Below are 25,914 nucleotides of genomic sequence, written 5' to 3'. Positions count from 1 at the left end.
ATCGAGAAGACCCTCGAACCGCATCTGTCGTACCCCTTGCAGCACTCCGGCCCGGTTCATCTGCGCCCCCTCTTTGGAGCGATTCAAAAACCGGACACTTCACGCGCTACAAAATCCGGACAGATCGTGAGTCAGCTACAGCCGCCTCAATTGCTTCTTGTTCGTATTTGCATTGACGTGCCAGACTTTGAGCCGGGAATACCGGTCGGAATTGCGGTTATGGATGTCCCACTCGCTTCGTTCTGGCTTACCCCGAAGGGAATCGGCCCCCGGTTGTCGGACGGGAAGGGCGCGGAGCGCACCATGTGGGCGACCGCGATCAACCTCATGGGCTGGATCGATGTGGAGGTCGGCGGTCGCATCGCCGACGTGCATGTCGACCCGGACGTGGTCGGCGACGAAGTCCTCGGCCTGCTGCCGGACGCGCTCGAGCGCCGTGCGCAGGGCCGGCGCATAACCATCAACCTGGTCCGGGCCGACTCCCGCCCCGCCTCGGTCTGCTTCGCCGACGTCAAGTCGGCGATGCGCTACCTGCAAAGCACGGTCCGGACACGGCGCGGCAACAAGAACAGCCCGCCGACGATCGACGAGATACTGCGCGGCGCCGGGACCCAGCACGCCGAGGTCGACGGCAGCGGCCGGTCGCCGGCGCCGATCGCGACCCAGCCCGACGCCGGCGCCCGGTCGATCAGCTCGATCGAGATGGCGATGATCTCCGCGGAATCCCTCGCGGCGCGGCTGCGCACCGCCGAATGGCTGGACGCCGACGGCCGCTACCGCCGGCGGCTCGGCGACGACCTGCCCCACGACGCCCCGGACATGGTGCTGTTCGCCCTGCATTCGCTCGGCTGGGCGGCGATCGAGCGCTCCTGGCTGCATGCCGGGACAGGCCTGGACACGATCTCGCCGACCCGGATCGTGGTCGATCCGCACGGCGCCGAGCCGGCGACGGTCGAGCGGCTGATCGACCTGTGCGCGGTCTGGTCCGACGGGCTCGAGCCGATCTCGCTGGCCTGGTGGGACGGCGCCACCTGGCAGAACGAATTCGGGCGCGCCGAGCAGGTGGCCGACCGGATCCGGCACCTGGTCACCGCCCGTCAGTACGCCCAGTTCCCGACGACCATCCAGTCGATCGCCATCGAGCCGGACCATCTGCCGAACGACGTCGCGCCGCATCACCGTGAGCTGATCGGCCGCGCGGTCCGGACCTGGTGGGCCTATGGCGGCAACGGTGACGAGGGGTCGGGCCTGATCGAGGCGATCGAGCGGGAGGGCGCCAGCTCCGCCCGTGCAAAGCTGGTCGAGCTCGACCAGGACAACCAGTTCCGGATCGCCGCCTACGAGGGTGGCGACCTGCGGCTGTGGGACGAGATCACCCCGGCCCAGATGGTCGGCAAGCGGCTGATCGACGTTCCGGACCGGCGGCTCGGCCGGCGCGTCGAACTCGACGTGCAGACGGCGGTCCGGCGCGGATCGCCGGTGGTGCATCGCTGCCGCGGCGTCCTGATGACCAAGGGCGGGCCGGAGCCCTTCGACTGGGTGCGCCTCAGCCTGCCGCTGTATCGTCGAACCCATCCGACGCCCCGCTCGGTGTTGACCATCTGCATGGTCTGAACGCCGCCGTCGCTTGCCGTTCGGCCAGGACAGAATGCCAGAAATCGCGCCCCGACCCGCCGCGTTCTTCGACCGCGACGGCGTACTCAACCAGGACGTCGGCTATGCCTACCGACCCGACCAGATCGTCTGGGTCGACGGCGCGATCGACGCCGTGCGCCGGCTCAACCGGGCCGGATACCTGGTCTTCGTCGTCACCAACCAGTCCGGCGTCGCCCGCGGGCTATACGACTCCGGCGACGTCGAGGACCTGCACCGCTGGATGGCCGTACGGCTCGCCGAGCACGGAGCCACCGTCGACGACTGGCGCTACTGCCCCTATCACCCCGACCACCGGCCCGAGCGCTTCGCCGCCTACGCCGACTGGCGCAAGCCGGCCCCGGGCATGCTGGTCGACCTGATGCGACGGTGGCCGGTCCGCCGGGCCGGATCCTTCCTGATCGGCGACCGCGACAGCGACATGGCGGCGGCGGCGGCGGCCGGGATTGCCGGACACCACTACGGCGGCGGCGACCTCGACGCCTTCGTGGCACGCTTGATCGCGGCCGAGCCAGCCGGTATCTCGGGCGCGGGCGGAGAGGAGACGGGGTCATGAACTGGCGGATCGGATGGCTCGGCATCGTGGCGCGGCACCTCGCGCCGGGATCGCGTGCGATGAGCCCGGCGCGGTGAGCGATCTCCCCACCCCTGTCCGGCCCACAGCGCCGATCGTCCCCGTCATCCTCTCGGGCGGTGCCGGAACCCGGCTCTGGCCGCTGTCGCGGGCCGACCACCCCAAGCAGTTCCTCGACCTGCTGGGAGACGGCACGATGCTGCAGGCGACGGCGCGGCGGGTGGCCGACCCGGCCGTGTTCGGCCCGCCGATCGTGATCGCCAACGTCGAGCACCGGTTCCTGGTCGCCGAGCAGCTGCAGGAGGCCGGGATCCGGCCGCGCGCGATCGTGCTCGAGCCCGAGGGACGCAACTCGGCGCCGGCCGCCGCGATCGCCGCCCTGCATGCGATGGCGGTGGACCCGGACGCGCTGATCCTGCTGCTGGCGGCCGACCATGCCATGTCGCGACCGGCCGCCTTCGTGGAGGCGGTCCAGCGGGCGCGGCCGGCGGCCGCAGCCGGCAGCATCGTGACCTTCGGGATCCGGCCCGACCGGCCGGAGACCGGCTACGGCTACGTCCTGGCCGGCCGCGAGCACCCGGAGGCGCGCGGCGTGCACGGCGTCGACCGGTTCGTCGAGAAGCCCGACGCCGCGACCGCGGCCGCCTATCTGGCGGACGGCCGCTATCTCTGGAACTCGGGGAACTTCCTGGCCGCCGCGGCGACCCTGGCCGGCGAGATCGCGCGGTTCGCCCCGGAGATCGACGCGGCCGCCCGCGCGGCACTGGCGGGGGCCGCCCGCGACCTCGATTTCGAGCGTCTCGACCCGGCGGCGTTCGGCCGGGCCCCGGCGATCTCGATCGACTACGCGGTCATGGAGAAGACCGACCGGGCCGCCGTGGTTCCCTGCGATCCCGGCTGGAGCGACGTCGGCTCGTTCGCGTCGCTGTGGGCCCTGGCGGCGCGCGACCCGGCCGGCAACGCCCTGGTCGGCGATGCGGTCGCGGTCGACACCCGCAACTGCCTGGTGCACAGCACGGGACCGCTGGTCGCGACCCTCGGCGTGTCCGACCTGATGGTCGTCGCCACCCCGGACGCCGTGCTCGTGGCCGACGCCCGCCGGGCGCAGGACGTGAAGTCGGTGGTCGACCGGCTGCGCTCCGAGGGCCGCGCCGAGGCCGACGGGCACCCCGAGGTGCACCGCCCCTGGGGATCGTACCGTACGCTCGACATCGGACCGGGCTTTCAGGTCAAGCAGATCCGGGTCAACCCGGGTGGCCGGCTGTCCCTGCAGAGCCACCGGCACCGGGCCGAGCACTGGGTCGTCATCGAGGGCACCGCCCGGGTGACCCGCGGGCCCGACCGCGACCGGCTGGAGACCGTGGACCTGGCGATCAACCGCTCGATCGACATCCCGCTGGGCTGGGTACACCGGCTCGAGAACCCGAGCGACACCCCGGTCGCAATCATCGAAGTGCAGTCCGGCGGCTATCTCGGCGAGGACGACATCGAGCGCTACGACGACGCCTACGGCCGCGGCTGACCGTCGGCCGGCACCGCATACAACCGGCGCATCGGCCGGCGCCGGAACCGGTAGACCGTGGCCGGCGGAAAATTCGAGAAGGTCCGGCCGATCTTCAGCGCCTTCAGTCCGAGACGCTCCAGGATAAGACGCGGCACAGGGCAGCGCGCACCGTAGGTGAACTGGTAGAACGAGCCGTCCTGACTCATGTGCGCGAAGCAGCCGTCCAGCACGCCCATGATGGCGCGCGCCGGCATCGACAGGAACGGCAGGCCGCTGACCACCGCCTTCACGGGCTCGCCGTCGAACAGCTCCGCCCGGCCGAGGTCGGTGGCGTCCATCGCCAGGATGCCGACCCCCGGGAACCGCTCCGACAGCATCTTGGCGAACTTGGCCTCGCGCTCCACCAGCAGCAGCCGCTCGGGCGGGACGCCGCGGGCCAGCAGCGCCTTGGTGAACACCCCGGTGCCGGGGCCGAGTTCGATCACCGGCGTGGTATGCGGCGTGATCTCGGACGTGATCAGCGCCGCCAGCGCACTGCTGGACGGGGTAATTGAGGCCACGCGCCTCGGATCTGCGATCCAGGCACGCAGGAACTGTACTGCGTCGTTCATGGCCGCCGGTAGGCACCTCGAATTGACTCGCCGGGACGGACGTCCCATCGGCCAATATGACATAGCGATGACGGTACGGAAAAAGAACCTCTGCGTGGGCGGCATCGCATCGACTGCACGACGGGACCGCCCCTTCCGGTGACCTGCGCGCTTCCGCAGGTCGGATGGGCCGGGGCCGATCTGTCGGCGACGCCACGGCGACCGCCGATGTCGACCCGACGGTTCCGTCCCCGCTCGGCGGGATCCACTACGGGCGGGCCTTGTAGACGATGAATCCGGCGATCGCGTCCAGGAAGGCCTGGGTCTCGTCGACCCGGATCGAGTGGCTGCTGTCCTCGAACACCCGGAGGTCGGAGCCCGGGATCAGCCGGTGGATCTCCTCGGAGAAGTCCGGATGACAGATCCAGTCGTGGCGGCCGGCCAGGATCAGGGTCGGCGCGGTGATGCGCGGCAGCTCGGGGCGCAGGTCGAAGGTCTGGAGGAACCCGCCGGGCGCGAACGCCATGTTGATGGCGTCCGGCGACAGGATGCGCCGGTCGAGGCCGATGGCGGCCGCCGCCGGATCGTGGCGGCGCGAGTACATCGGCCCCATGATCTCGTAGTAGCGCCGCAGCCTGGCGACGGTGTCGAGCCGGCCGGCCCACAGGTCGTCACAGGCGGCGACCTGCTCCGGCGTGCCGCGCTCGGCCACGATCTGCCGGGCCCGCGCGTTGAAGCCCGCATGGGCGGCGGTCACCACCAGGATCAGGTGCGAGACCGACGCCGGGTAGCGGGCGGCATGCGCCATCGCCACCATCCCGCCGTAGCTGGTGCCGATGCTGACGATCGGCCCGAGCCCGAGGTGGTCGCGCAGCGCCTCCATGTCCTCGACGTTCTCGTCCAGCGTGTATCTGGCGACGTCGCCGCGCGCCGAACGGCCCTGGCCGCGGTGGTCGAAATAGACGACCTGCATGCGGTCGGTGAGCCGGGCGAAGCCGAGCTTCATGTCGGAGTGGTCGCCGCCGGGACCGCCGTGGATCACGAAGGCGGTCGGCTTCTCGCGCATTCGCGGGCCGTCGGGCACCAGTCCCGCGCCGTCGACGTCGAAGTAGATTTCGGTACCGCGGATCCGGGCACGCATGGAGCCTCCTGGCGACCGGCGTAGTCCGGACCGGCGGGGCCGAGGCTAGGCCGCCGCGTGGCGGACGGCAACGCGCCGCAGCGCCGGTGAAGCAGTTTTCCTTGTTCCCAGCGACTTGCAGTGGTTTCCTATGGATGGGGAACGTGCAAGTCGGCCGAACCGGCAGAATGCTGATTATTGCTCGGTTTCGGCTGCTTTAGACGGGGACTGACGTGGCCGGCGGCACGGTATTCGAGATCCTCACCCTGCGTGGCGGATCTTGGTCGATAGAGGCGACAGCAACCTCCCAGCAGGAGGCGCAGGTCGAAGCCGGGCGGATGCTCAACCGCCCGTTCATCGACGGCGTCCGCATCATCAAGGAATCGAAGAAGTCCATCGCGCAGCTCGAGCCGACGGACATCCTGTTCGAGAAGGTCAAGCAGAAGACCGAGGGCAAGGTCTTCGTCCAGCAGATCCTGGACGCGCCCCTTTGCTCGACCACGGACGACCTCTACGAGTGGCCGGCCCGGTCGACCATCAACCAGCTGATGCGGACCTATCTCGACAAGGTCAACCTCACCGCCACCGAGCTGATGCACTCCGCCAAGGAGATCAAGCGGCTGCTCGACGAGGGGACGCTGATCAACTCGGCCAGCGCCAAGGTCGCCGCCCTGCAGGCCAAGAAGACCGACGGCAACACCAACGCGCGGCGCGACGAGATCTACGACTTCATCCGCGACATCAACGCCCGGGTGAAGACCGCCACCGACCGCAAGCTGCCACGGGTCCGGGATGTCGGCTTCAACGGGCTGATGCAGGCCGTCAACGGATCCTTCGCCGGACCGGACGCCGGGTTCATGGCGCGGGTCGCGGTCACCGCCGAGCTGATCGACAACCGCAACCTGTTCGGCAAGCTGGCGACGCTCCTGGAGTGGGCGACCGAGGTCGACGACGAGACGTCTTTCCAGGTCATCGACGTCTTCATCTCGGACATCCTGTGGAACACCGACGTGCTGCGCGAGCTGCTCGGTTCCCAGCGCGACCTCGGCAGCGCGCTGGTCACGCTGATCTGCTTCGCCAGCGGCGAACCGATCGACGACGGGATCCCCGAGGACCTCGACCCCGAGCACCCCAAGTTCATCAACTTCACCCTGAACCGCTTCCTCGCCGAGGGCCGGCTGCCGGACAGCCAGGCCGTGCTGTTCGACCGGGTCAAACGGCAGCTCGAGGGCGTCAACCCGCTGTCGCGCGGCGACCGGGAGGAGGAGCGGGAGGTATTCTCCGGGCTGCTGAGCAAGCTGATCCCGGACATCGAGGTGGTCGGCGGGCCGTCGATCGCGGAGGCCGTCACCCAGCGGCAGTCGATGATCATCAACAAGGGCGGGCAGAAGGGCCTGAAGGAGGCGGCCGCCTCGATGCTGCCGTCGCTCGCCGATCCCGGCCGCAAGGCCGGCTACCTGCTGGCGCTGCTGGAATGCGCCCTGGGGCAGGACCTGCTGCGCGACGACATCGACCAGCACCTGGAGAAGATCCTGGTGTTGCCGCCGTCGGTGAACCACATCGTCCGGGACAAGATGCCGCCGAACCTGAAGATGCGGAAGATCACCTCGATCTACTACCGCATCGAGCAGTCGAGCCTGTCGGACGAGCAGAAGGACAAGCTCAAGAGCCGGCTGGACGACCTGCTGACCTCCTACATCGTCGACGGCAAGCTGCTCGAGAAGCTGGACAACCCGGAGCGGCCGCTGCACATCCGCGCCCGCATGCTGGTCAGCATGGTGCAGCCGGAGATGCTGCCGAACGGCCGGGCGTCGTCGCTGGCCCGCGAGATCATCATCAAGCACCTGCGGCGGCCGAACTTCGAGAAGGAGATGGTGGCCACCATCTCCGACGCGGCCGAGAAGGCGCAGGTCCTGCGGCAGTTCCACGAGCAGCTGAACCGCTGCGGCTTCTTCGGGTAGGCGGGTGGTCCGTCGGAAGGGCGGCGTGGTTCGCCGACGCTCAGTCGGCATCCATGGCGAAGTCCTCGTCGAGGTCCGACCACTCGTCGAGCTCCTCGCCGCCGTCCTGCCGGGCCTCCTCGACCATGGTCTCCAGCAGGGCGCTGTAGCGGTCCCAGCTGCCGTCGTCGTCGGACGCCTTGGTGGCCGCCCAGGCCGCCGCCAGGCCGGTCGCCCGCGCGGCATGGGTCCGGGCCGCGGCCGCGCGGGCCGCCTCGCCGGCGATCGCGGCGGTCACGTCGCCGCGCCCGGCGGCCGCCCGGGACGCCTCGCGGGCGGCGGCGCGGGCCGCAATTCGCAGGTTGTCGTTGCCGGTCTCCAGAAAGCTCCGCACGTCGTCCGGGATATCCCAGAGATGCGCGACGTCCAGCGCCACACGCCGGGCGAACTCGCGCAGCACGATCTCGCCGTCGACCCGCCACTCGACGGTGCGCGACCGGCAGACCAGCTTGTCCTCCTGGCGCGCCACCACGTCCTCGCAGGCGACCCGGCAGATGATGTCGCCGGGAGCGTATTTGAGGGCGTCGAGGATGCGCTCGGACGCATGCAGCCCGGACACGCAGACCGCCGGCTCGTCGTCGTGGACCAGCGATTCGCCGTCCGGCGGAACCGGCCGACCGTCGCGGAGCGCATCGCCGACGAAGTGCCAGGCCGCTACCGACATCGATGCCATCCCCAGGTGGACCAGTACGCGAAACCAGCGACTTACGGCCCGCCGCACGCGCTCCGGATCGCCGATATTCCCGGCAGCCATGTTAGGGAAACCTGCTAGGATTAGGAACGACAAAGCTGCCGGCGGCCTCGCCGGCCGCGCCTCGTAAAACAACGGTCGCCGCATGCCCAAGATACTGATCGTCGACGACTCCCGCCTGGTCCGCATGACCGTCCGCTCGATCCTGCGCCGCGCCGACGGATTCGACGTGGTCGGGGAGGCGGAGAACGGCCGCGAAGGCGTCGACATGGCCAGGGAGCTCAGCCCGGACGTCGTGACCCTCGACATCGAGATGCCGGTGATGAACGGCATCGAGTGCCTTCGCCGGCTGCGCATCCTGTCGCCGGCCAAGGTGGTCGTGCTGTCCTCGCTGACCCACCCGGCGTCGCCGAAGGCGGTGGAGGCCCGCCTGGTCGGCGCCGACGCGGTGATCGGCAAACCGTCGGGATCGGTCAGCCGCGACGTCGACGCCTCCGGCGGCGACCTGCTTATCGACACCATCCGGCGGCTGCTCGACGACGGCGACGCCGGGCTTGGCAGGGCGGCTCGATGAGCCTCGCGGACGGCGTCGCCGACGGCGAGAAGGTATCGGTCCTGCTGTTCCAGTCCGGCGGCCGGCGGTATGGCATTCGCCTGGCGAAGGTGCGCGAAGTCGCGGAGATCGAGGCGATCGAGCCGCTGGAAGGCCGCTCCGAGGACTATGTCGGGGTCATGGTGCTGCGCGACGAGCCGATCCCGCTGGCGGTCGTCCGGCCGGCCGGCACCGAGATCCCCCCGTCCCTGCCGATCTGCATCGTGCTGCAGAGCGGCGCCGCCGTGATCGGGCTGGCGGTCGAGCGGATCCTGGGCATCCGGAACTTCCGGCCGGAGCGCACGGTGGCCGGTCTGGTCGCCGAGGACCGCCCGCAACAGACCTATCTCGACGACGACGGCCGGCTCATCCAGGCGGTCGACGTCGATCGCTGGTTCGCGGCCCAGCCGAAACTGCCGCTGCTGTCGGACCAGCGCTCCGCCAGATCCAAGGCCGAGAGCGCGGCGCCCTCGGAGGCGTCGCGGACCCGCTACATGGCGCTGACCATCGGCGACCAGTACTTCGCGGTGGACTCGCGCCTGGTCGAACGCGCGGTCGACGACGCCAGCGTCGCCATGCTGCCGAACCGCCCCGGCGTCCGTCTCGACTCGGTCATCGAGGTGAGCGGCAACGTGCTGCCGGTGCTGCGGCTGTCGGCCGACGACCTGGGCGCCGACGTGATCTACATCATCGTCAATTTCTTCGACCAGAAATGGGCCATCGCGACCGAGCGCGTGCTGGGTATCGTGGCGAACGAGAGCCCGGCGCGGCCAGTCGGGGACGAGACCCAGGAGCGGGTGATCTCCAGCAAGGGCCGGTTCCACGAGGTGATCGACCTGCGGGCCTTGATCTCGGCCCATGTTCCCGATTTCGTTCGGCCCGACGGGTCGAGGGCCTGAGCGACATGGACGATTTCGAGACCGGCGCGTCGGGGGAGATGTGGGAGCTCTTCGAGCAGGAGAGCGAGAGCTACCTGGCGCAGGTGGAGCAGTCGCTGTCCGGCACGGCGGCGGACCTGCAGGACCCGGCGCGGATGAGCGCGCTGTTCCGGGCGATGCATTCGTTCAAGGGGGTCGCGGCGTCGCTCGGCCTGACCGGGCTCGAGGCGATCGCCCATCGCGCCGAGGACCTGCTCGACATGTTCCGCAACGGCGAGGCGGTGCCGGACGAGGCCACCCGCGATCTGCTGCTCTTCGCCGCCGACTCGCTGTCCTCGCTGCGCGAGGACTGTCTGGCGCAGCGTGCTGACCTGGCCGGCGACAGCGGCCTGCTGACCCAGCTCGCCGAGACCAAGGCCCGGTTGAAGAGCGGGCGCCCGGCGCCGGCCGCCCGGCGGCCAGCCGTCCCGGCCGGCGGCTACCACGACGAGCCGGCCGAGGCGGCGGACGACGCCCTCCCCGAGGGCGACGATGAGCCCGAGGAGGTCGACGAGCCGATGTCCCTCGACACCGAGGCGCCGGGTGCCGGCCCGGGTGCCATGACGCTGCAGGTCTCGCGCGAGGCCGCGGACCCGTCGGAGACCGAATTCCAGGACGACGTCGTCGGCGCGTTCGACGAGGTGGTGTCGGGCGAGCTCGGGAACCTGGCCGAGGCCCTCGAGAACCCGTCCCTCGACGCCCAGGAGATCGAAGGCTCGATCCTGCCGATCCGCGAGGCCGCGAACGAGGCCGGGTATTTCGGCATCGCCGCGGTGCTGAACGACATCCAGACGGTGCTGCGCGAGTCCGAGGAACTCGACCGGACAGCACTGACGCGCGGCCTCTGCATCTTCGTGCATCGCCTGCGGATACTCTCCGAGCTGGCGGACTCCGGCCTGTCGATGGAGAACGTCGAGGACTCGCTGTCGCCGCACATCGCCACCGAGGCCCGCGAGGTCATCGACCGGCTGTGGGTCGAGCATGGCCAGACCAGGGACTGGGAACTGGTCGGCATCCTGTCGCGCGCGCTCGGCGTCCCGCGGCTGTCGGCCCTGGCGCGCCTGACCAGCGAGCTGACCGCGATGGACGGCTGGCGCGACCGGCCCGGCGCGCTGGCGGTGGTCGAGGAGATCCGCCGCGAGACCCCGGTGATCGGCATCGCCGGCCTCGACGTCTCGTCGCTGGACGTGCGGCACGCGGTCTACGACCGGCTGCGCGACGAGATGGCGATGCTGCTGACCAATGCCGAGGCATCGGTCGCGGAACTGCGGGACAAGCTCGGCGACGACATCTTCAACAGCCTGTCGCCGGCCGCCCGCAACGAGATCGCCGAATTCCTGAAGACCCCCGGCAGCGCGCTGCTGGAAGTGCGCGCCCTGATGGCCGACGACGATCCCGGCGCCCAGGAGCTGATGGGGCGGCTCAGCGGCGAGCGGGTGATCTCCAATCGGATCCTGATCGACATCGACCCGAACCTGTACCAGTTCCTGATCGGGATCGAGGGCACGCCTGACGATCTGGTCGCCGACATGCAGTCGATCGACCGCGACCGGACGGTGCTGCAGTCCTGGACGGTGCTGATCGAGAGCACGGCCGAGGGAGCGCCGCCGCCTGCCCGCCCGAAGCCTACCCCGAAGGCCGCCCCGAAGCCGGTGCCGCGACCCGGACCGGCCGCGGCAGCGCGGCCCGCTGCGCGCCCGGCCCGACCGGCGGCCGTACCGCCGCCGGAACCGGCACCGATGCCGATGGCGGTGGCATCGCCGACCGGCAGTTCCACGGCAGCCGAACTCGTCCCGTCGCCGCCCGAGGCCCCGGCCCGGTCGCTGGAGGATGCGAAGGAACCGGTGGCGGCCAAGGCGGCCGGCGGCAGCTCGCTGCGGGTGTCGTCGGACCTGGTCGACAGCTACCTGGATTCGGTGGCCGAGTTGCGGCTGTGCCTGTCGCGGCTCGAGCAGGGCGTGGCCGAGGCCGGGTTCCCCAGCACCACCGCCGAGCTGCGGTCGGCGGCGACCCAGACCAGCCCCCGCACCGCCGAGCGGTTGCGCACCGCCGCCCGCCAGATCGACAACGCCAGCAAGGTGATCGCCAGCCAGATCGCCCGGGCCGAGACCACCCTGCGGATGCTGCACGGGGTGACGCTGGACCTGCGGGTCGTGCCGATCAGCATGGTGCTGGGCCGGATGCCGCGGCTGGTCCGCGACCTGGCGCGCAGCCTGGGCAAGCAGGTGACCCTGGAGATCGACGACGGCGACATCCAGATCGACAAGTCGATGGTCGATGCCCTGACCGAACCGCTGGTCCACATGATCCGCAATGCCATGGACCACGGCATCGAGGCGCCGGATGACCGGGAACGGCTGGGCAAACCCGGCAAGGCCACCATCACGCTGAAGGCCACCCAGAACGGCAACGTCGCGCGGATCATGATCGCCGACGACGGGCGCGGCCTGAACACCGCGGTGATCCGGGCCAAGGCCATCGAGCGCGGGCTGATCTCCGACCAGGACGCCGCCCGGATGTCGGACCGCGAGATCCAGCGGCAGATCTTCGCCCCCGGCTTCTCGACCGCATCGGCCATCACCGAGACCTCCGGCCGCGGCGTCGGCATGGACGTGGTGCTGGTCACCATCCGCCGGCTCGGCGGATCGATCGACATCGACAGCGTCGAGGGCGAGGGCACCACCTTCTATCTGAACTTCCCGGTGTCGGCGGCGCTGCAGCGCATCGTCGTGGTGAGCGACGGCGAGCGCGACCTGGGCCTGCCGGAACGCGCGGTCATCGAGGTCATCGAGGTCGAGAGGAGCGCCATCCAGACGGTCGGCGAGCTGGCGGGCATCCACCATCGCGACGGCTTTCTGCCTGTGCGGTCGATCGAGTCCATGCTCGGCTGGGACACGCCGGACGCGGCCGCCAACCGGTCCGCCTTCCCGGTCGTGATCCTGGGCACCGCCGAGCGCCGGGTCGGCGTGGCGGTCGCGCGCATCAAGCGCCGCCAGGAGGTCTTCATGAAGGAACTGCACCCGGCGCTCAGCTCGGTCGACGTGCTGGCCGGCGCCACCGTGATGGGCGAGGGCCAGCCGCTGCTGGTGCTCGACCCCGACACCCTGATCGCCATCGCCGGCGCGTGACGCGCCCACCCGGGCATGGCGAACGATCGGCGCTACTTCAGCAGCGTCGGCGTCAGCCCGGAGATCCAGCCGGCCATCCTCGGCAGCGGCAGGACCGTGTCGGCGGCACCGATGTCGACCGCCGCCTTCGGCATCCCGTAGACCACCGAGGTGGCCTCGTCCTGGGCGGCGGTCCGTGCCCCTGCCCGCCGCATCGCCAGCAGGCCGTCGGCGCCGTCGCGCCCCATGCCGGTGAGCAGCACGCCGATGGCGCGGCGTCCGAGCTCGTGCGCGGCCGACTTCATCAGTTCGTCGGCGGCCGGGCAGTGACCGCCGATCCGGTCGGTCTCGCCGAGGCTGGTCCAGATGCCGCGCGCATCCTTGCGGAGCCGCAACTGGCGGCCGCCCGGTCCGACCAGCGCCAGCCCGCGACGCAGCGGGACGGCGTCGCCGGCCAGCGCCACGTCGATGGCGCAGGCCTGGTCGAGGCGCTCCGCGAAGGATCCGACATAGGCCTCGGGCATGTGCTGGACGACGACGATCGGCGCGCAGTTCGCCGGCATGGCCGACAGCACCGTCAGCAGGGCGTCGGTGCCGCCGGTCGAGGCGCCGATGCAGACCACCGGGCCGAGATAGGGCGCCCCCGGCGCCGGCGCGCGGTCGCGGCCGGCCGGCGGCTCTGCCGGCCGGCGCTCCGGCGTCGACGGCCCCTGCAGGCGCGCCTGCTTGAGCGCCGCCGCCAGCCGCGGTGCCGCCCGGGACAGCTCGTCGCGGACGTTCAGGTCGGGCACCGCGATCCGCAGCGGGGACGGGACCTTCAGGCGGGCCGCCAGGGTGTCGCCGGCGTCGCCGCTCCCGACCGTGACCAGCACCAGCGGCCGGGCCGCCACCACGATCGTCTTGACGGCCTTCTCGAGATCCGCGAGATCGGCCGCCGACGCCGCCAGGACCACCACCTCGGCGGCCGCGAGCCGGTCCGGCGCCACCCGGACCGGGGTGATCGCCTCGACGTCGCCGTCCGCCAGGGTCGCCAGAGCACCCGCGACCGCCTTGCGCAGCAGCGGATCGGCGGCGACGACCAGGATCCGGCTCATGCCGTCCCCCGCTTGCGGAAGATCGCCGGCCGGACCTGGTCCAGGTACTGCCGCGAGTGATCCGGGTTGTCGGTATGGCCGATGAACAGGTATCCGCCCGGCGCCAGCAGGCGCTCGAGCTCGCGGACCAGCTTCTCGCGCGTGGCGTCGTCGAAATAGATCATCACGTTGCGGCAGAAAATCAGGTGGAAGCCGCCCTTCAGCCGGTCGAGCGGCTCCACCAGGTTCAGCCACCGGAACATCACGTCGTCGCGAACCGCCTTCACGACCCGGTACACGTCGCCGCCGGCCGGCTCCAGGAACCGGCTCCGCCACGCCTCGGGGAGATGCCGGAACGCGTCCGCCTTGAACTCGCCGATCGCGCCGCGCCGCAGCGACCGGGCGGCGATATCGGTCGCCAGCACGCCGGCGTCGAGGTTGTCGTAGCGCGGCCCGAAGAACGACCGCATCGCCATGGCGATCGTATAGGCCTCCTCGCCGGCCGCGGCCGCAGCACTCCAGATCCGGATGTCACCCCGCCCGCCGCGGGACAGCCGCCGCTCCAGCTCCGGCAGCACGGTGGCCTGCAGGAACTCGAAATGCGCCGGCTCGCGGTAGAAGTAGCTGTGGTTGGTCGACAGCTGCTCGACCACCTCGCCCAGCAGTTCGTCGCGCCCTTCGCTTCGCGCGTCGCGGATCAGTTCGGCGATCGACGCATGCCCCGACTGCCCGATGTAGCCCAGCAAGCGGGACCGCAGGAAGTTCTCGGCGTCGTCCGGCAGCACGATGCCGAACCTCGAGTGCATCAGCCGGCGGAATGCGCCGAACTCGGCCCCGGTGACGTCAATACTTGCCAAAGTCGCCCGACTTGATCTGCTCCTGGGCGCGGGCGCCGGCGGCCGCCTCGGCACCGGCGGGCGGCGACCATGCGGGGGCCGGCGCATCGTCGTCGTTGCGGCCCATGGTCCCGTTCAGCTTGAAGCGCGACACCGACTGCTGCAGTTCCCGGCCGCGCTGCGCCAGCGAGCCCGAGGTCGCGGCCATCTGCTGGGCGGCCGCGGCGTTCTGCTGGATGACGGTGTTGAGCCGATGGATCGCGACGTTGATCTCGTCGGCCCCGATCGACTGCTCCTCGCTGGCGGCACTGATGCCCTGCACCAGATCCTTCGCCCGGGTGATGCCCGGGAGCAGGTCGTTGAGCAGCCGGCTGGTGTTCTCGGCGGCCTCCCGGCCGTCGGCCGAGGCGTCCTGGATCTCGCTGGCGGCCTGCTTGCTGATCTCCGCCAGCCGCGACACTTCCGAGGCGACGACCGCGAAGCCGCGGCCGTGCTCGCCGGCCCGGGCCGCCTCGACCGAGGCGTTCAGGGCCAGCAGCTCGACCTTCCGCGTGATCTCCTCGACCACCAGGATCTTGTCGGAGATGTGCTTCATCGCCGAGGCCGTGCGGCCCATGGCGTCGGAGCAGCGCGCCGCCTCCTCGGCCATCCGCTCGGAGACCTTCTCGGTCTCCTCCGCGTTCTTGGCGTTCTGCCGGATGCCGGCGGTCATCTCCTCCATGGCGGCGGAGGTCTCCTGCACGCTGGAGGCCTGATCGTTGACGCCGTCCGACACCTGCTGGGCGGTCTGCCGAAGCTCGGAGCTTCCGCTGCTGACACCGTTGGACGCGGTCTGGATGGTCCCGAGGATCTGCGTGAGGTTGTCCTGCATGCGGGCGACGGCCGCCAGCAGCCGGCCGATCTCGTCATGCGGCCCGCTGGCGTCGACGGCGACCGACAGGTCGCCCGAAGCGAAGCGGTCGACCATTTTCACCGTGCTGTTCAGGCGGCTGCGGATGCGCAATGCGAGCAGGATTCCTGAAGCCAGTGCGACGATGATGGCCACGGCGGCGGCGGCCGAGAGATGCTCGATCGCCTCACGCGGGGCGGCCTGGACCATCTCGGCCGAGTTGCCGGCCAACAGGTTCGCCCGCTTCAACAGTTGCTCCATGTACTCGAAGGAGCGGTCCTGGGCGGCGTTGATCAGCTCCATCTTCGGACTGAACATGCCGAGCGCCGGGATCCGGCCCGCGGACGCGCTCAGCAGCGGCTTCAGCTGGTTGAAGACGACGGTGCCGGCCGCGGTTATCTCGTCGTGGTCCTTCTCGATCTTGCGGATCAGCGCCTCGTAGGCGCTGAACTCGGCGGCCCGGAAGGCATCCATGTCGGGGTCGGACTTCAGCAGCGTGACGACCTTCGCGAACTCGGCCTCCGCCAAGGCGGCGTAGTGCTGGAATTTCTCGGCGTGCGCCTCGACCATGTCGCCGCGGCCCTGGGCCGCGTCGGACAACGCGATGTGGACGTGCAGTTCCTGCTCGAGCTGATACTTGACCGCCGTGGAGATGCCCTTGAGGAGCGGCATGTCCGAGGAGGTGATGTGATCCACCTGCTTTCCGACATAGGCCAGCGAATAGATCGAGTAGGCGGTGACGCCGCATAGGACGAGCGCCATGAAGATCACCAGCGCCAGGATCTTGGTGGACAGATTGATCGACATCCGTTGCCCCCGGAAATTGCTCGACAAGTACCGCCCGCGCCCGACGGCCGGTCCTGCGCGCGCGAGTATATCGCCGTCGCCGGGGTGTGGGCATAGCCTTGCGGACAGGCCATGCAGGAATCCGCCGTATCCCGGTATCCGGAGGGCGGAATTCGGCGGCCGGGCGGCTCGAAACCGGGCCGCCCGGCCGGATCCCCGATCACGACCGCCGGGCGACGAACCAGACGTTCATCGGATCGTGCGGCAGCACATGGCGGGCGACCGAGGCGAATCCGGCCTCGTGCAGCATCGCCTCCGCGGTCTCCCAGCCCCACATGGTGCCGAGCCCGGCGCCGCCCTGGCCGAGCGAGATCGGCGTGCAATGGACACAGGAGATCGCATAGAGCAGCGACGCCATCGGGAAATCGAGGTTGTTCTCCAGGCGGGCCGAGCCGCCGATGTCCTGCATCAGATACGTGCCGCGCGGCTTCAGGGCGCCGTGAAGGCTGCGAATCAGCGCTGCCGGGTCCTTCTGGTCATGGACCGCGTCGAAGCTGACGATGAGGTCGAACCGGCCGGTTGCGCGGTAGCCGGTCAGGTCCCGGGCCTCGAAGCGCAGGTTCGCGAGGCCGGCGGCGCGAGCCGACTCGCTGGCATGGGCGACGGCGTCCTCGCACAGGTCGTAGCCCACGAAGCGGCTGGCCGGAAAGCGCCGGGCCATGGCCAGCAGCGCCCGGCCGCGGCCGCAGCCGGCGTCGAGCACGTCGATCCCGACCTCGAGCGCGTCGACGATCCCCGGGGCGAGCGGCAGGATGGCGTCGAACAGCGGCGCCGTGACGGTCTGGTCGCTGTCCTCCGCCATGATCCGGTGAAAGCACGGATAGTCGTCATACCGTGTGCCGGCGCCGGTCGCGAAGCAGTCGAGCACCCGCTCCTGCATCGCCCCCATGATGGCGACGTGCTGGCCGTAGACCGCCAGGTTGCCGAGCGGCGCCCCGCGGGTCAGACAGGCCGCGTGCTCCGCCGGCAGGCTGTATCGCCCGGCGGCCGGCCGGTAGTCGACGATCCGGGCGGTGACCATGACGGCGAGCCATTCGCGGACATAGCGCTCGGCCAGCCCGGCACGGTCGGCGAGTTCGGCGCTGGTCGCGGACGGCAGGCCCGCCAGCGAATCGAACAGATCGAGGCGGTGCCCGATCGACAGCATGACGGCGACCGCCCCGGCATCGAGAACATCGCCGATGCGCCCGGCAAAGTTCTCGGCAACGGTCTGGTCGAAAGTCTCGGCTTCGGTGACTGCGGACATCCTGGTCCTCCGGGTCCGTGGGTGGAAGCGGTGACGGGTAGCGCCGGAAGACACGGCCCGCGAGAGGCCGAATGGACAAAACAGAGGCATTCATGCCACTAGGCGGTATGGTTGCCGTCCAGGAGCAGAAGCCGGTCGCCGTCAGCCTGCTGGCGTTGCCGGAGTCGACGCCCGGCGCTCTCTACGGGCTGCTGGAGGTCTTCTCGGCGGTCGGCGTGGCGTGGACCGAGCTGACCGGCGAACCGGTCACCGCCCGCCGGATGCAGACCCGAATCGTCGCCGCGGAGACGCAGCCTTTCGCCACGGCCGTCGGCCCGGTGATCGCGCCGGATCACGGGCTGACCGACGATACCGTCGCCGACCTGGTGCTGGTCACCGACCTGGCACTGCCGATGCCGGTGGGGACGCGGGGACGCTGGCCGCGCGAAACCCGGTGGGCGCGCGAGCAGTACCGTCGTGGCGCCACCGTGTGCTCGGTCTGCACCGGCTCGCTGTTCCTGGCCGAGGCCGGGCTGCTCGACGGCCGCGAGGCGACCACCCACTGGGGTGCGGTCGACCTGTTCCGGACCGGCTACCCGCGGGTCCGGCTGCGGCCGGAACTGATCCTGTGCGAATCCGACCCCGACGGCCGGCTGATCACCGGCGGCGGGGCCGCCGCCTGGGAGGACCTGGCGCTGCATCTGATCGCCCGTTTCTGCGGGACGGCCGAGGCGGTGCGGATCGCCAAGGTGTTCCTGCTCGGCGATCGCAGCGAGGGCCAGTTGCCGTTCACCGCCATGCCGCGCCGGGCGCAGCACGACGACCCGGTGATCGGCGCCTGCCAGGCCTGGATCGCCGAGCACTATTCGGGGCCCAACCCGGTCGCCCGGATGGTCCGACAGTCGGGCCTGGCCGAGCGCACCTTCAAGCGGCGGTTCAAGGCCGCCACCGGCTACGCCCCGGTCGACTACGTCCAGGCCGTGCGGATCGAGGAGGCCAAGCAGATGCTGGAGACCTCGGACGAGCCGACCGATGCCGTGGCGAGCGCCGTCGGGTACGAGGACCCGGCCTTCTTCCGCCGATTGTTCAGGCGCCGGACCGGCCTCAGCCCAGCCCGCTATCGCCAGCGCTTCCGCCCAATCGCCCGGCGGCGACGCTGAGCGGTTGCACTCGCCCGCACTCCTGGGAAGTGTAGAGGGCGGGGCCGCACGGGCGGCACGCGGCAGCTAGGGACCGGACGATGGGCGAGAGACTGAAGGGCAAGGTGGCGCTGGTCACCGGGGCGGGCTCGATCGGACCGGGCTGGGGCAACGGCAAGGCGTCGGCGACGCTCTATGCGCGCGAGGGCGCCCGGGTGTTCCTGGTCGACAACCGCGCCGAGGCGGTCGAGGAGACCCGCCGGATCATCGAGGACGAGGGCGGCAGCTGCGCCACCCATGTGTGCGACGTGACCCGCTCCGACCAGGTGGCCGCCATGGTGACGGCCTGCGTCGCCGCCTTCGGCACCCTCGACATCCTGCACAACAACGTCGGGTATGCCGTTCCCGGCGGCCCGGTGACCCTGTCCGAGGAGGACTGGGACGACCAGATGTCGATCAACCTGCGGCACGTCTTCCTCGCCACCAAATTCGCCATTCCGGTCATGGAGACCGCCGGCGGCGGCGCGATCGTCAACATCGGCTCGACCTCGGGGGTCACCTTCACCGGCCAGCAGCAGATCGGCTACCAGGTCGCGAAGGCGGCGATCGTGCGGTTCTCGCGCTCGGTCGCGCTGGAATACGCGCCCAAGGGCATCCGCTGCAACACCGTGGTACCGGGCCAGATGCACACCCCGCTGGTCGAGGCCCACCTGGCCGGGCAGCAGTCCGGCGGCGACGCCGAGGCCCTGATCGCCCGGCGCAACGCCCGGATCCCGATGGGCTTCATGGGCACCGGCTGGGACGTCGCCCATGCCTGCCTGTTCCTGGTGTCCGACGAGGCGCGCTACGTCACCGGTGCCGAGATCGTGGTCGACGGCGGCCTGACCCTGAAGTGCACGGACCGATAGGCGGCCGCGACTGCCGGCCAGTCCGGGGCTGCCGCCCACGCACCGCTACGTCCGACCCGGCGGGATTCGATCCACAATTCCCAATTGCATGCAATTTTCACAAATTCCCTGTTGACGCTATAGCTTGTCACCCTAATAATTGACAGTTGAAAGCTGCTAAACGCAGAGCATACTCGCGACCTGCGGGTGATTAGCCTTCCGAACTCAAATGACAATCAATCGATAAGCGCTGACTTATCGAAACGGAAGAGGTGCGGCCATGACATTTCTTGATTACACTTCGTCCTTCGGGATGGCGGCCGCACCGTTTCAGTTGACCGATCGGGCGAATGACTTCCTGTTCGTCGATTCCGAGGTCGATAGCGCCGAAATTTTGCTGAATCACCTTGCCCGCCCGACGATCGTCGAGCGCCTGCGGCAAGGCGGTGACCCGCTCGCACAGATCGCCGCCGTTCTGGCCGAGGCGCCCGGGGTTCGGCGTCTTCACGTCCTCTCGCACGGCGCGCCCGGCCGACTGCGGCTCGCCGGTCGGGATCTCGGCCTCGAGGCCTTTCTGGATCATCCGGCCCTGCCGACGCTGCGGGCGGCGCTCGCCGACGATGCGGAGATCGTTCTGTACGGCTGCGCGGTCGCGGCCGGCCCCTCGGGCGACCGGTTCGTGTCCGGGTTGTCGGCGGTACTCGGCGCCCCGGTGACCGCCTCGGACGCCCCGGTCGGGCGCGGCGGGACCTGGCGGCCGTTCACCGGTGACCTCTGCGCATTCGGCGCGGCCGGCATGGCCGCCTATCCGCATCGACTGGCGACCGCCACCTTCGGCATCGTCACCACGATCAACACCGTCAGCACCCTGACGTCGAACGAATCCGGCGTGACGATCAGCGTCACGAAGAGCGACTCGACGCCGATGGCCGGTGTGAGCTCGGGCTTCCTCGACCCCGGCGTGATCGGCAACACGGTGAGCTACACGCTGACGTTCGACACGGCCGTCAACATCACGCAGTTCCAGATCGGCGAGTTCACCAACCGCTCCGCCGGCAGCAACTACGTCTTCACCCCGGACACCGGGACCACGGTCACGATCGCCGACAACAGCGGCTCGATCGTCGGCGCGATCGCCACCCTGAACCCCGGCGACTGGACCGGCATCACCTCCTTCACGGTGTCCTATACCGGGACGGAGACCTGGCGGGTCGGCCTCGACAACATCAAGTTCACGGCCGCCCCGATGACCGCCGCCAACACCACCGGCGCGGGCTTCGACACCACCGACGGGACCAATCTGACACCGTCCTTCGCCTTCGGGGCCGGCGACGAGACGCTGACGATCGCCGATGCCAGCCACATCTCGGCCACCTCGGTGGCCGACGGCGGTGCCGGCACCGACACCATCGTGCTGGCAAACGGCAGCGACCTCTCGACCGCCGGCTTCACGCTGACCGGCTTCGAGAACCTGACCCTGGCCAGCGGGGCCTCGGTCACCATGACCGTCGCGCAGCTGAACGGCTTCACCGGCGCCGTCACGGCGGCCGGGACCGAGACCGTGACCCTGGCGACGACCGGGACGGTCGCGGGCGGCAACATCGCGGCCATCGAGACGATCGCCACCGCGGCCGACGCGGCGACCCAGACGATCACCCTCGCCGCGGCCGACGCCTCGGGCATGACGCTCGTGGCCGGCGATGGCGGGCTGGACGGCTTCGTGGTGACCGGATCGACCGGGGCCCAGGTCCTGCTCGGCAGCGACGGCAGCGACTCGTTGAGCGGTGGCGCCGGGGCCGACTCGCTCTTGGGCAACGCCGGCGACGACCTGCTGATCGGCGGCGCGGATGCCGACACCCTGTTCGGCGGAGACGGGTTCGACTCGCTGTACGGCGGCGCCGGCGACGACAGCCTGATCGCCGGCACCGGGGCGGACCTGCTGGTCGGCGGCGGCGGCGCCGACCGCTTCGTGCTCCCGGGGAACCTGACCGGCGGGACCTATACCGTCGGCGACTACACCGCGGGCGAGGACACCATCAGCCTGCTGGGCGCCACCGCCGCGAGCGTCCTGACCGCGACCACCGTCGGCAGCGACGTCCTGCTGGGCGTCGACATGAACGGCGACAGCTTTGTCGACCTGAACCTGCTGGTGGCCGGCGGCGCCGGGCTGAGCTTCTCGACCGTGGCGTCGACCTTCGGCTCCGACATCGTCGGGTCGACCGCGGCGAACGTCCTCTACGGCACGACAGCGGCCGATCTGCTGACCGGCTCGGTCGGCAACGATGTCGTCAGCGCGCTCGAGGGGGCCGACACCGTGCTGGCGCTGGCCGGCGACGACGTGGTTCACGGCGACGGCGGCAACGACGTGCTGTCCGGCGGCGATGGCCTGGACAGCCTGTATGGCGGCGAAGGCGGCGACACCCTGGTCGGTGGCGACGGCGCCGACGTCCTGTACGGCGGCACCGGCAACGACTTCCTGTACGGGGTCACCGGCAGCGACGTGCTGTTCGGCGGCGACGGCGACGACCGGCTGTCCGGCATGGATGGCGACGACACCCTGCTCGGCGGGGCCGGCAACGACTTCCTGTCCGGTGGCGCCGGCAGCGACGTGCTGTCCGGCGGCGACGGCAACGACTTCCTGGCCGGGGTCGCCGGCAGCAACCTGCTGGCCGGCGGCCAGGGCGTCGACACCCTGGTCGGCGCGGACGGCGACGACACCCTGCTCGGCGGCACCGGTGCCGACTTCCTGTACGGGGTCACCGGCAGCGACGTGCTGTCGGGCGGCGACGGCGACGACCAGCTGTCCGGCATGGAGGGCGACGACACCCTGCTGGGCGGCACAGGGGCCGACATCCTGTCCGGCGGCGCCGGCAACGACGTGCTGTCCGGCGGTGACGGCAACGATTTCCTGGCCGGGGTCGCCGGCAGCAACCTGCTGGCCGGCGGCCAGGGCGTCGACACCCTGGTCGGCGCCGACGGCGACGACACCCTGTACGGCGACGGCGGCAACGACCTGATGTTCGGCGCCACCGGCAGCGACGTGCTGTATGGCGGCGACGGCGTCGACAACATGTCGGGCATGGACGGCGACGACACCCTGTACGGCGGCACCGGCGCCGACATCCTGTCCGGCGGCGCCGGCAACGACGTGCTCTCGGGCGGCGACGGCGACGACTTCCTGGCAGGGGTCGCCGGCAGCAACCGGCTCGACGGCGGCCAGGGCATCGACATCCTGGTCGGTGCCGACGGCGACGACACCCTGTATGGCGGCGGCGACGGCGACTTCCTGTTCGGCGTCACCGGCAACGACGTGCTGTATGGCGGCGACGGGGCCGACAACATGTCGGGTATGGACGGCAACGACACCCTGTACGGCGGTACCGGCGCCGACATCCTGTCCGGCGGCGCCGGCAACGACGTGCTCTCGGGCGGCGAGGGCGACGACGTCCTGAACGGAATCGCCGGCAACAACCTGCTCGCCGGCGGCCAGGGCAACGACCTGCTGGTGGGGGCCGGCGGGGCCGACACCCTGTCGGGCGGCGGCGGCTCCGACAGCCTGTTCGGCGCCACCGGCAACGACGTGCTGCATGGCGGCACGGGGGCCGACCTTCTGTCCGGCGGTGCGGGCAACGACGTGTTCGTGTTCGACGCCGGTGACGGGGCCGACACGATCATGGATTTTCTGAACGGCGCCGACTCGGTCGACCTGGACGACGGCTTCGGCATCACCGGTCAGACGGAACTCGACGCGGTTGCCTCGGACGACGGCTCCGGCAACGCCGTGCTCGACTTCGGCGACGGCGATACCCTCGTGCTGCTGGGAATCGACTACCGGGACCTGCTGATCGACAACTTCTACTGACCGGGGAACCGGGCCGCCGCCCGGCCCGTCCACCGCGGCAGGGACGAACTCGCAGGCGTCGAAGCCGAATCGGCGAGCAGCGGTTCCAACTCCAGAGAACCGGCGTCCGGTGCGAGCGCCACGACTGCGCGATGGCCGGCTCCTGCGCCGCAATCCGCCGGCCGCCCACGGGGCCGTCCATCGGTCGGCTGATTCGAAGAGGCGTAGCCCGCGGTCCGCAGGCGCCTGCGGATCGGGAGCGGACCGTCGCTCGACCGAAATCCACCCGGAAATGACGAGGCCCCGAAAGCTCTCGCTTTCAGGGCCTCAGAATGGCGCGCCCGAGAAGATTCGAACTCCTAACCTCCTGATCCGTAGTCAGGTGCTCTATCCAGTTGAGCTACGGGCGCGTGCTTCGGGGCAACGCCCCCCGAAGGCCGCGCAACCTACTCAAACAGGATTACCTTGGCAAGGCCTGAGCGCCACGAATTCAGGAACCAAAATAACTTGTTCTGATTCCTGGGTTTAAGTAGTATCGACCGCACGATTCGCGACCCTGCACGCAATCGGCGTGAGGCGACGCGGGCTCGATCGGTCGGGCGTACGACGGGGGCGGGCAGTCGTAACGCAATGGGGTATCCGGGGTGCCCTCCTCGGACAGGGACAACAAGGGAAGTCGCGGTGACCGTATCGTTCCACTCGTTGCGTCGCCTCGCCGCCATCGGCGTGGGCGTGCTAGGGCTAGCAGGCTGTTCCACCGATACCTTGTGGCCGTCGCTCAGCGGTGAGCCGCCGGCCGCCCAGGGCTCGGGGGAAAGGATCGCCATCAAGCCATCCGCGGGGGAGATCTCCGGTCAGCCGTTGAACGCCCCGCCGCAGCTCGGCTCCACCAACTTCAAGCTGACCCCGCCGCAGCCGGGCCAGCCGACCGGCACCTTCGTGGGCCAGAAGGTCGACCAGCTGCGCCAGGACCTGATCCGCCTCCAGGACTCGGTGCGTGCGCAGAACAGCTCGCTGCAGCAGCTGCGCGAGCAGACCGTCCAGAACGCGATGAACTATCACTCGACCGTGGCCACCATCGAGTCGCGCCTGCAGGTCGGCACCACCCCGGGCAACCCGCAGCTGGTCGACGGCTGGGCGCGCGCCCAGCGCGAGCTCGAAATGGTGAACGGCGACATCGGCCTGATGAACGGCCTCGCCAACCGGGTTTCCGCCGACGCCGCGCTGTCGACCTACATGCTGGAATCGGTGCGCGCCGCCTACGGCCTGTCGGGCGCCGTGGAGGAAGACCATCGCCAGCTGTCCGTGCTCGAGGACGACACCAACCAGACCGTTGTCCTGGTCGACCGCCTGCTGACCGAGCTGAGCGACGACATCCGCCGCCAGAGTGCCTATGTCGCGACCGAGCGGCAGGACCTCAACGCCCTCGCCGTCGCGATCAAGCATGGCGAGCTGTTCGGTACCAGCCTGGCCAACCGGACCATCCCGCAGACCAGCTTCGCGCCGACGCCGAGTGCGGCGCCGCGCGGCTTCGTCGGCCAGGGCGCCGACCGGCGGCCGCTGGTGGTGATCCGCTTCGACCGGCCGAACGTGCAGTACGAGCAGCCGCTCTACAGCGCCGTCAGCCGCGCGCTCGAGCGCCGGCCCGACGCGTTCTTCGACGTGGTCGCGGTCAGCCCGCAGTCGAACAATACCGGCCGCGCCGCGCTCGACACCAACGCCGCGCGCCGCAACGCGCAGGGCGTGATGCGGGCGTTGACCGACATGGGCCTGCCGACCAGCCGGATCGCGCTGTCGGCGACCACGGCATCCGACGCCTCGACCAACGAGGTCCGGATCTTCGTGCGCTGACCGCCGGGCTTCCGGCCGGCGCCCGTCCTCCAGGGCTGATCCGTCCCGTCCCCTCCGGCGTATAGTCGTCGGAGGTGCGTGATGACGACCCGATTCGCCGATATCCGATTCGCCGTTTCCCTCGCCCTGTGCTGGCTGCTGCTCGCGCTGGCCGGCCCGCTGACCGCCGCCGCGCGCGCCGACGACGGCGCCGACTTCCAGGCGGTGATCTCCGCCCAGGTCGAGGCGTTCCGACGCGACGACTGGACCGCGGCCTTCGGCTTCGCCTCGCCGGGCGTGCGCGCCCAGTTCGGCAACGTCGAGCGGTTCCGGCAGATGGTGCTGGACGGCTACCGGCCGGTCGCCAGGCCCCGGGTGTTCGAGTACGAGCCGGCGACCGTCGTCGACGGCCGCCCGACCCAGCCGGTGTTCGTGGTCGGGCCCGACGGAATTGCCCACCGCGCCCTGTACTTCATGGAACGGCAACCGGACGGCAGCTGGCGCATCGGCGGCTGCGTCCTGCTGCCCGTGGCCGACCGGACGACATAGGGCGGACGGCCGTCATTGCCGAGGCCCCGCCGCCGCGCTATAGCCGGTCCA

Annotated in this window: 19 protein-coding genes and 1 tRNA gene; 12 read left to right on the top strand and 8 right to left on the bottom strand. The window is 70.3% G+C overall.

Annotated features, from left to right (window positions below; translation table 11 throughout):
• Positions 1-303: 303 nt before the first annotated feature.
• The 3 genes from RIC31_RS12235 (at position 304) to RIC31_RS12225 (ending at position 3,749) form a co-directional block, all read left to right on the top strand.
• Positions 304-1,614, top strand: a complete 1,311-nt coding sequence (locus tag RIC31_RS12235; RefSeq protein ID WP_350107394.1) for a hypothetical protein — start codon at positions 304-306, stop codon at positions 1,612-1,614.
• 34 nt (positions 1,615-1,648) lie between these two features.
• Positions 1,649-2,209 (top strand): D-glycero-alpha-D-manno-heptose-1,7-bisphosphate 7-phosphatase, encoded by a 561-nt coding sequence (locus RIC31_RS12230; RefSeq protein ID WP_350107391.1) that lies wholly within the window; start codon positions 1,649-1,651, stop codon positions 2,207-2,209.
• A 73-nt stretch (positions 2,210-2,282) separates the two neighbouring features.
• Positions 2,283-3,749, top strand: a complete 1,467-nt coding sequence (locus tag RIC31_RS12225) for a mannose-1-phosphate guanylyltransferase/mannose-6-phosphate isomerase (protein ID WP_350107388.1) — start codon at positions 2,283-2,285, stop codon at positions 3,747-3,749.
• Here the strand turns inward: RIC31_RS12225 and RIC31_RS12220 are convergent.
• The gene (locus tag RIC31_RS12220; protein ID WP_350107386.1) at positions 3,734-4,291 is read right to left on the bottom strand and encodes a class I SAM-dependent methyltransferase; all 558 of its coding nucleotides are present in this window, start codon (positions 4,289-4,291) and stop codon (positions 3,734-3,736) included. The genes RIC31_RS12225 and RIC31_RS12220 overlap by 16 nt on opposite strands.
• A gap of 298 nt (positions 4,292-4,589) precedes the next feature.
• Entirely contained in the window at positions 4,590-5,462 is an 873-nt protein-coding gene (locus RIC31_RS12215; protein WP_350107383.1) for an alpha/beta fold hydrolase, read from the bottom strand.
• A gap of 212 nt (positions 5,463-5,674) precedes the next feature.
• Between RIC31_RS12215 and RIC31_RS12210 the strand changes: the two genes are divergently transcribed.
• A complete protein-coding gene (locus tag RIC31_RS12210) occupies positions 5,675-7,402 on the top strand; it encodes a hypothetical protein (protein WP_350107380.1) in 1,728 nt (575 codons plus the stop codon).
• A gap of 40 nt (positions 7,403-7,442) precedes the next feature.
• On the opposite strand, the gene RIC31_RS12205 is transcribed toward RIC31_RS12210, so the two are convergent.
• Positions 7,443-8,105 (bottom strand): DUF7666 domain-containing protein, encoded by a 663-nt coding sequence (locus RIC31_RS12205; protein WP_350107377.1) that lies wholly within the window; start codon positions 8,103-8,105, stop codon positions 7,443-7,445.
• Positions 8,106-8,277: 172 nt separating this feature from the next.
• On the opposite strand from RIC31_RS12205, the gene RIC31_RS12200 reads away from it, so the two are divergent.
• The 3 genes from RIC31_RS12200 to RIC31_RS12190 are packed head-to-tail and all read left to right on the top strand — an operon-like array spanning position 8,278 to position 12,769.
• Positions 8,278-8,706: a response regulator gene (locus tag RIC31_RS12200; protein ID WP_350107374.1), complete on the top strand. Its 429-nt coding sequence runs from the start codon at positions 8,278-8,280 to the stop codon at positions 8,704-8,706.
• A complete protein-coding gene (locus tag RIC31_RS12195) occupies positions 8,703-9,623 on the top strand; it encodes a chemotaxis protein CheW (protein WP_350107371.1) in 921 nt (306 codons plus the stop codon). Before RIC31_RS12200 ends, RIC31_RS12195 begins: the two co-directional genes overlap by 4 nt.
• 5 nt (positions 9,624-9,628) lie before the next feature.
• Positions 9,629-12,769 carry a chemotaxis protein CheA gene (locus RIC31_RS12190; protein ID WP_350107368.1) on the top strand — a complete coding sequence of 1,047 codons (3,141 nt, stop codon included), beginning with the start codon at positions 9,629-9,631 and terminating at the stop codon, positions 12,767-12,769.
• A 32-nt stretch (positions 12,770-12,801) separates the two neighbouring features.
• On the opposite strand, the gene RIC31_RS12185 is transcribed toward RIC31_RS12190, so the two are convergent.
• From RIC31_RS12185 to RIC31_RS12170, 4 genes are all read right to left on the bottom strand, one after another.
• Positions 12,802-13,842: a CheB methylesterase domain-containing protein gene (locus RIC31_RS12185; RefSeq protein WP_350107365.1), complete on the bottom strand. Its 1,041-nt coding sequence runs from the start codon at positions 13,840-13,842 to the stop codon at positions 12,802-12,804.
• Positions 13,839-14,765 carry a CheR family methyltransferase gene (locus tag RIC31_RS12180; RefSeq protein WP_350107362.1) on the bottom strand — a complete coding sequence of 309 codons (927 nt, stop codon included), beginning with the start codon at positions 14,763-14,765 and terminating at the stop codon, positions 13,839-13,841. Before RIC31_RS12180 ends, RIC31_RS12185 begins: the two co-directional genes overlap by 4 nt.
• A complete protein-coding gene (locus RIC31_RS12175; RefSeq protein ID WP_350107359.1) occupies positions 14,665-16,353 on the bottom strand; it encodes a methyl-accepting chemotaxis protein in 1,689 nt (562 codons plus the stop codon). Before RIC31_RS12175 ends, RIC31_RS12180 begins: the two co-directional genes overlap by 101 nt.
• Before the next feature lie 199 nt (positions 16,354-16,552).
• Positions 16,553-17,638: a class I SAM-dependent methyltransferase gene (locus RIC31_RS12170; protein ID WP_350107356.1), complete on the bottom strand. Its 1,086-nt coding sequence runs from the start codon at positions 17,636-17,638 to the stop codon at positions 16,553-16,555.
• Between the two features lie 92 nt (positions 17,639-17,730).
• On the opposite strand from RIC31_RS12170, the gene RIC31_RS12165 reads away from it, so the two are divergent.
• The 3 genes from RIC31_RS12165 (at position 17,731) to RIC31_RS12155 (ending at position 23,505) form a co-directional block, all read left to right on the top strand.
• Positions 17,731-18,777 (top strand): GlxA family transcriptional regulator, encoded by a 1,047-nt coding sequence (locus tag RIC31_RS12165; RefSeq protein ID WP_350107353.1) that lies wholly within the window; start codon positions 17,731-17,733, stop codon positions 18,775-18,777.
• Positions 18,778-18,857: 80 nt separating this feature from the next.
• Positions 18,858-19,664, top strand: a complete 807-nt coding sequence (locus tag RIC31_RS12160) for an SDR family NAD(P)-dependent oxidoreductase (protein WP_350107351.1) — start codon at positions 18,858-18,860, stop codon at positions 19,662-19,664.
• Between the two features lie 259 nt (positions 19,665-19,923).
• Positions 19,924-23,505, top strand: a complete 3,582-nt coding sequence (locus RIC31_RS12155; RefSeq protein ID WP_350107348.1) for a DUF4347 domain-containing protein — start codon at positions 19,924-19,926, stop codon at positions 23,503-23,505.
• A gap of 312 nt (positions 23,506-23,817) precedes the next feature.
• On the opposite strand, the gene RIC31_RS12150 is transcribed toward RIC31_RS12155, so the two are convergent.
• A tRNA-Arg gene (locus RIC31_RS12150) sits at positions 23,818-23,894 on the bottom strand.
• A 451-nt stretch (positions 23,895-24,345) separates the two neighbouring features.
• On the opposite strand from RIC31_RS12150, the gene RIC31_RS12145 reads away from it, so the two are divergent.
• Together RIC31_RS12145 and RIC31_RS12140 are read left to right on the top strand one after the other, a co-directional pair.
• Positions 24,346-25,335: a hypothetical protein gene (locus RIC31_RS12145; RefSeq protein ID WP_350107345.1), complete on the top strand. Its 990-nt coding sequence runs from the start codon at positions 24,346-24,348 to the stop codon at positions 25,333-25,335.
• A gap of 81 nt (positions 25,336-25,416) precedes the next feature.
• Complete coding sequence (locus RIC31_RS12140; RefSeq protein WP_350107342.1) at positions 25,417-25,863, top strand: DUF4864 domain-containing protein; 447 nt, start codon at positions 25,417-25,419, stop codon at positions 25,861-25,863.
• Positions 25,864-25,914 lie beyond the last annotated feature (51 nt).

It is taken from the genome of Thalassobaculum sp., assembly GCF_040219615.1.
Lineage (GTDB): Bacteria > Pseudomonadota > Alphaproteobacteria > Thalassobaculales > Thalassobaculaceae > Thalassobaculum_A.
The sequence above is the reverse complement of the archived record's forward strand: the minus strand, read 5'-3'. Positions and strand labels throughout refer to the sequence as shown.

What these genes read in the sequence shown, in the direction of transcription:
- RIC31_RS12160 (WP_350107351.1), top strand. Translation starts at nt 18,858, where the DNA reads ATGGGCGAGAGACTGAAGGGCAAGGTGGCGCTGGTCACCGGGGCGGGC.
- RIC31_RS12185 (WP_350107365.1), bottom strand. Translation starts at nt 13,842, where the DNA reads ATGAGCCGGATCCTGGTCGTCGCCGCCGATCCGCTGCTGCGCAAGGCG.
- RIC31_RS12140 (WP_350107342.1), top strand. Translation starts at nt 25,417, where the DNA reads ATGACGACCCGATTCGCCGATATCCGATTCGCCGTTTCCCTCGCCCTG.
- RIC31_RS12170 (WP_350107356.1), bottom strand. Translation starts at nt 17,638, where the DNA reads ATGTCCGCAGTCACCGAAGCCGAGACTTTCGACCAGACCGTTGCCGAG.
- RIC31_RS12165 (WP_350107353.1), top strand. Translation starts at nt 17,731, where the DNA reads ATGCCACTAGGCGGTATGGTTGCCGTCCAGGAGCAGAAGCCGGTCGCC.
- RIC31_RS12235 (WP_350107394.1), top strand. Translation starts at nt 304, where the DNA reads ATGTGGGCGACCGCGATCAACCTCATGGGCTGGATCGATGTGGAGGTC.
- RIC31_RS12190 (WP_350107368.1), top strand. Translation starts at nt 9,629, where the DNA reads ATGGACGATTTCGAGACCGGCGCGTCGGGGGAGATGTGGGAGCTCTTC.
- RIC31_RS12230 (WP_350107391.1), top strand. Translation starts at nt 1,649, where the DNA reads ATGCCAGAAATCGCGCCCCGACCCGCCGCGTTCTTCGACCGCGACGGC.
- RIC31_RS12175 (WP_350107359.1), bottom strand. Translation starts at nt 16,353, where the DNA reads ATGTCGATCAATCTGTCCACCAAGATCCTGGCGCTGGTGATCTTCATG.
- RIC31_RS12215 (WP_350107383.1), bottom strand. Translation starts at nt 5,462, where the DNA reads ATGCGTGCCCGGATCCGCGGTACCGAAATCTACTTCGACGTCGACGGC.
- RIC31_RS12200 (WP_350107374.1), top strand. Translation starts at nt 8,278, where the DNA reads ATGCCCAAGATACTGATCGTCGACGACTCCCGCCTGGTCCGCATGACC.
- RIC31_RS12180 (WP_350107362.1), bottom strand. Translation starts at nt 14,765, where the DNA reads ATGCGCCGGCCCCCGCATGGTCGCCGCCCGCCGGTGCCGAGGCGGCCG.
- RIC31_RS12195 (WP_350107371.1), top strand. Translation starts at nt 8,703, where the DNA reads ATGAGCCTCGCGGACGGCGTCGCCGACGGCGAGAAGGTATCGGTCCTG.
- RIC31_RS12155 (WP_350107348.1), top strand. Translation starts at nt 19,924, where the DNA reads ATGACATTTCTTGATTACACTTCGTCCTTCGGGATGGCGGCCGCACCG.
- RIC31_RS12205 (WP_350107377.1), bottom strand. Translation starts at nt 8,105, where the DNA reads ATGTCGGTAGCGGCCTGGCACTTCGTCGGCGATGCGCTCCGCGACGGT.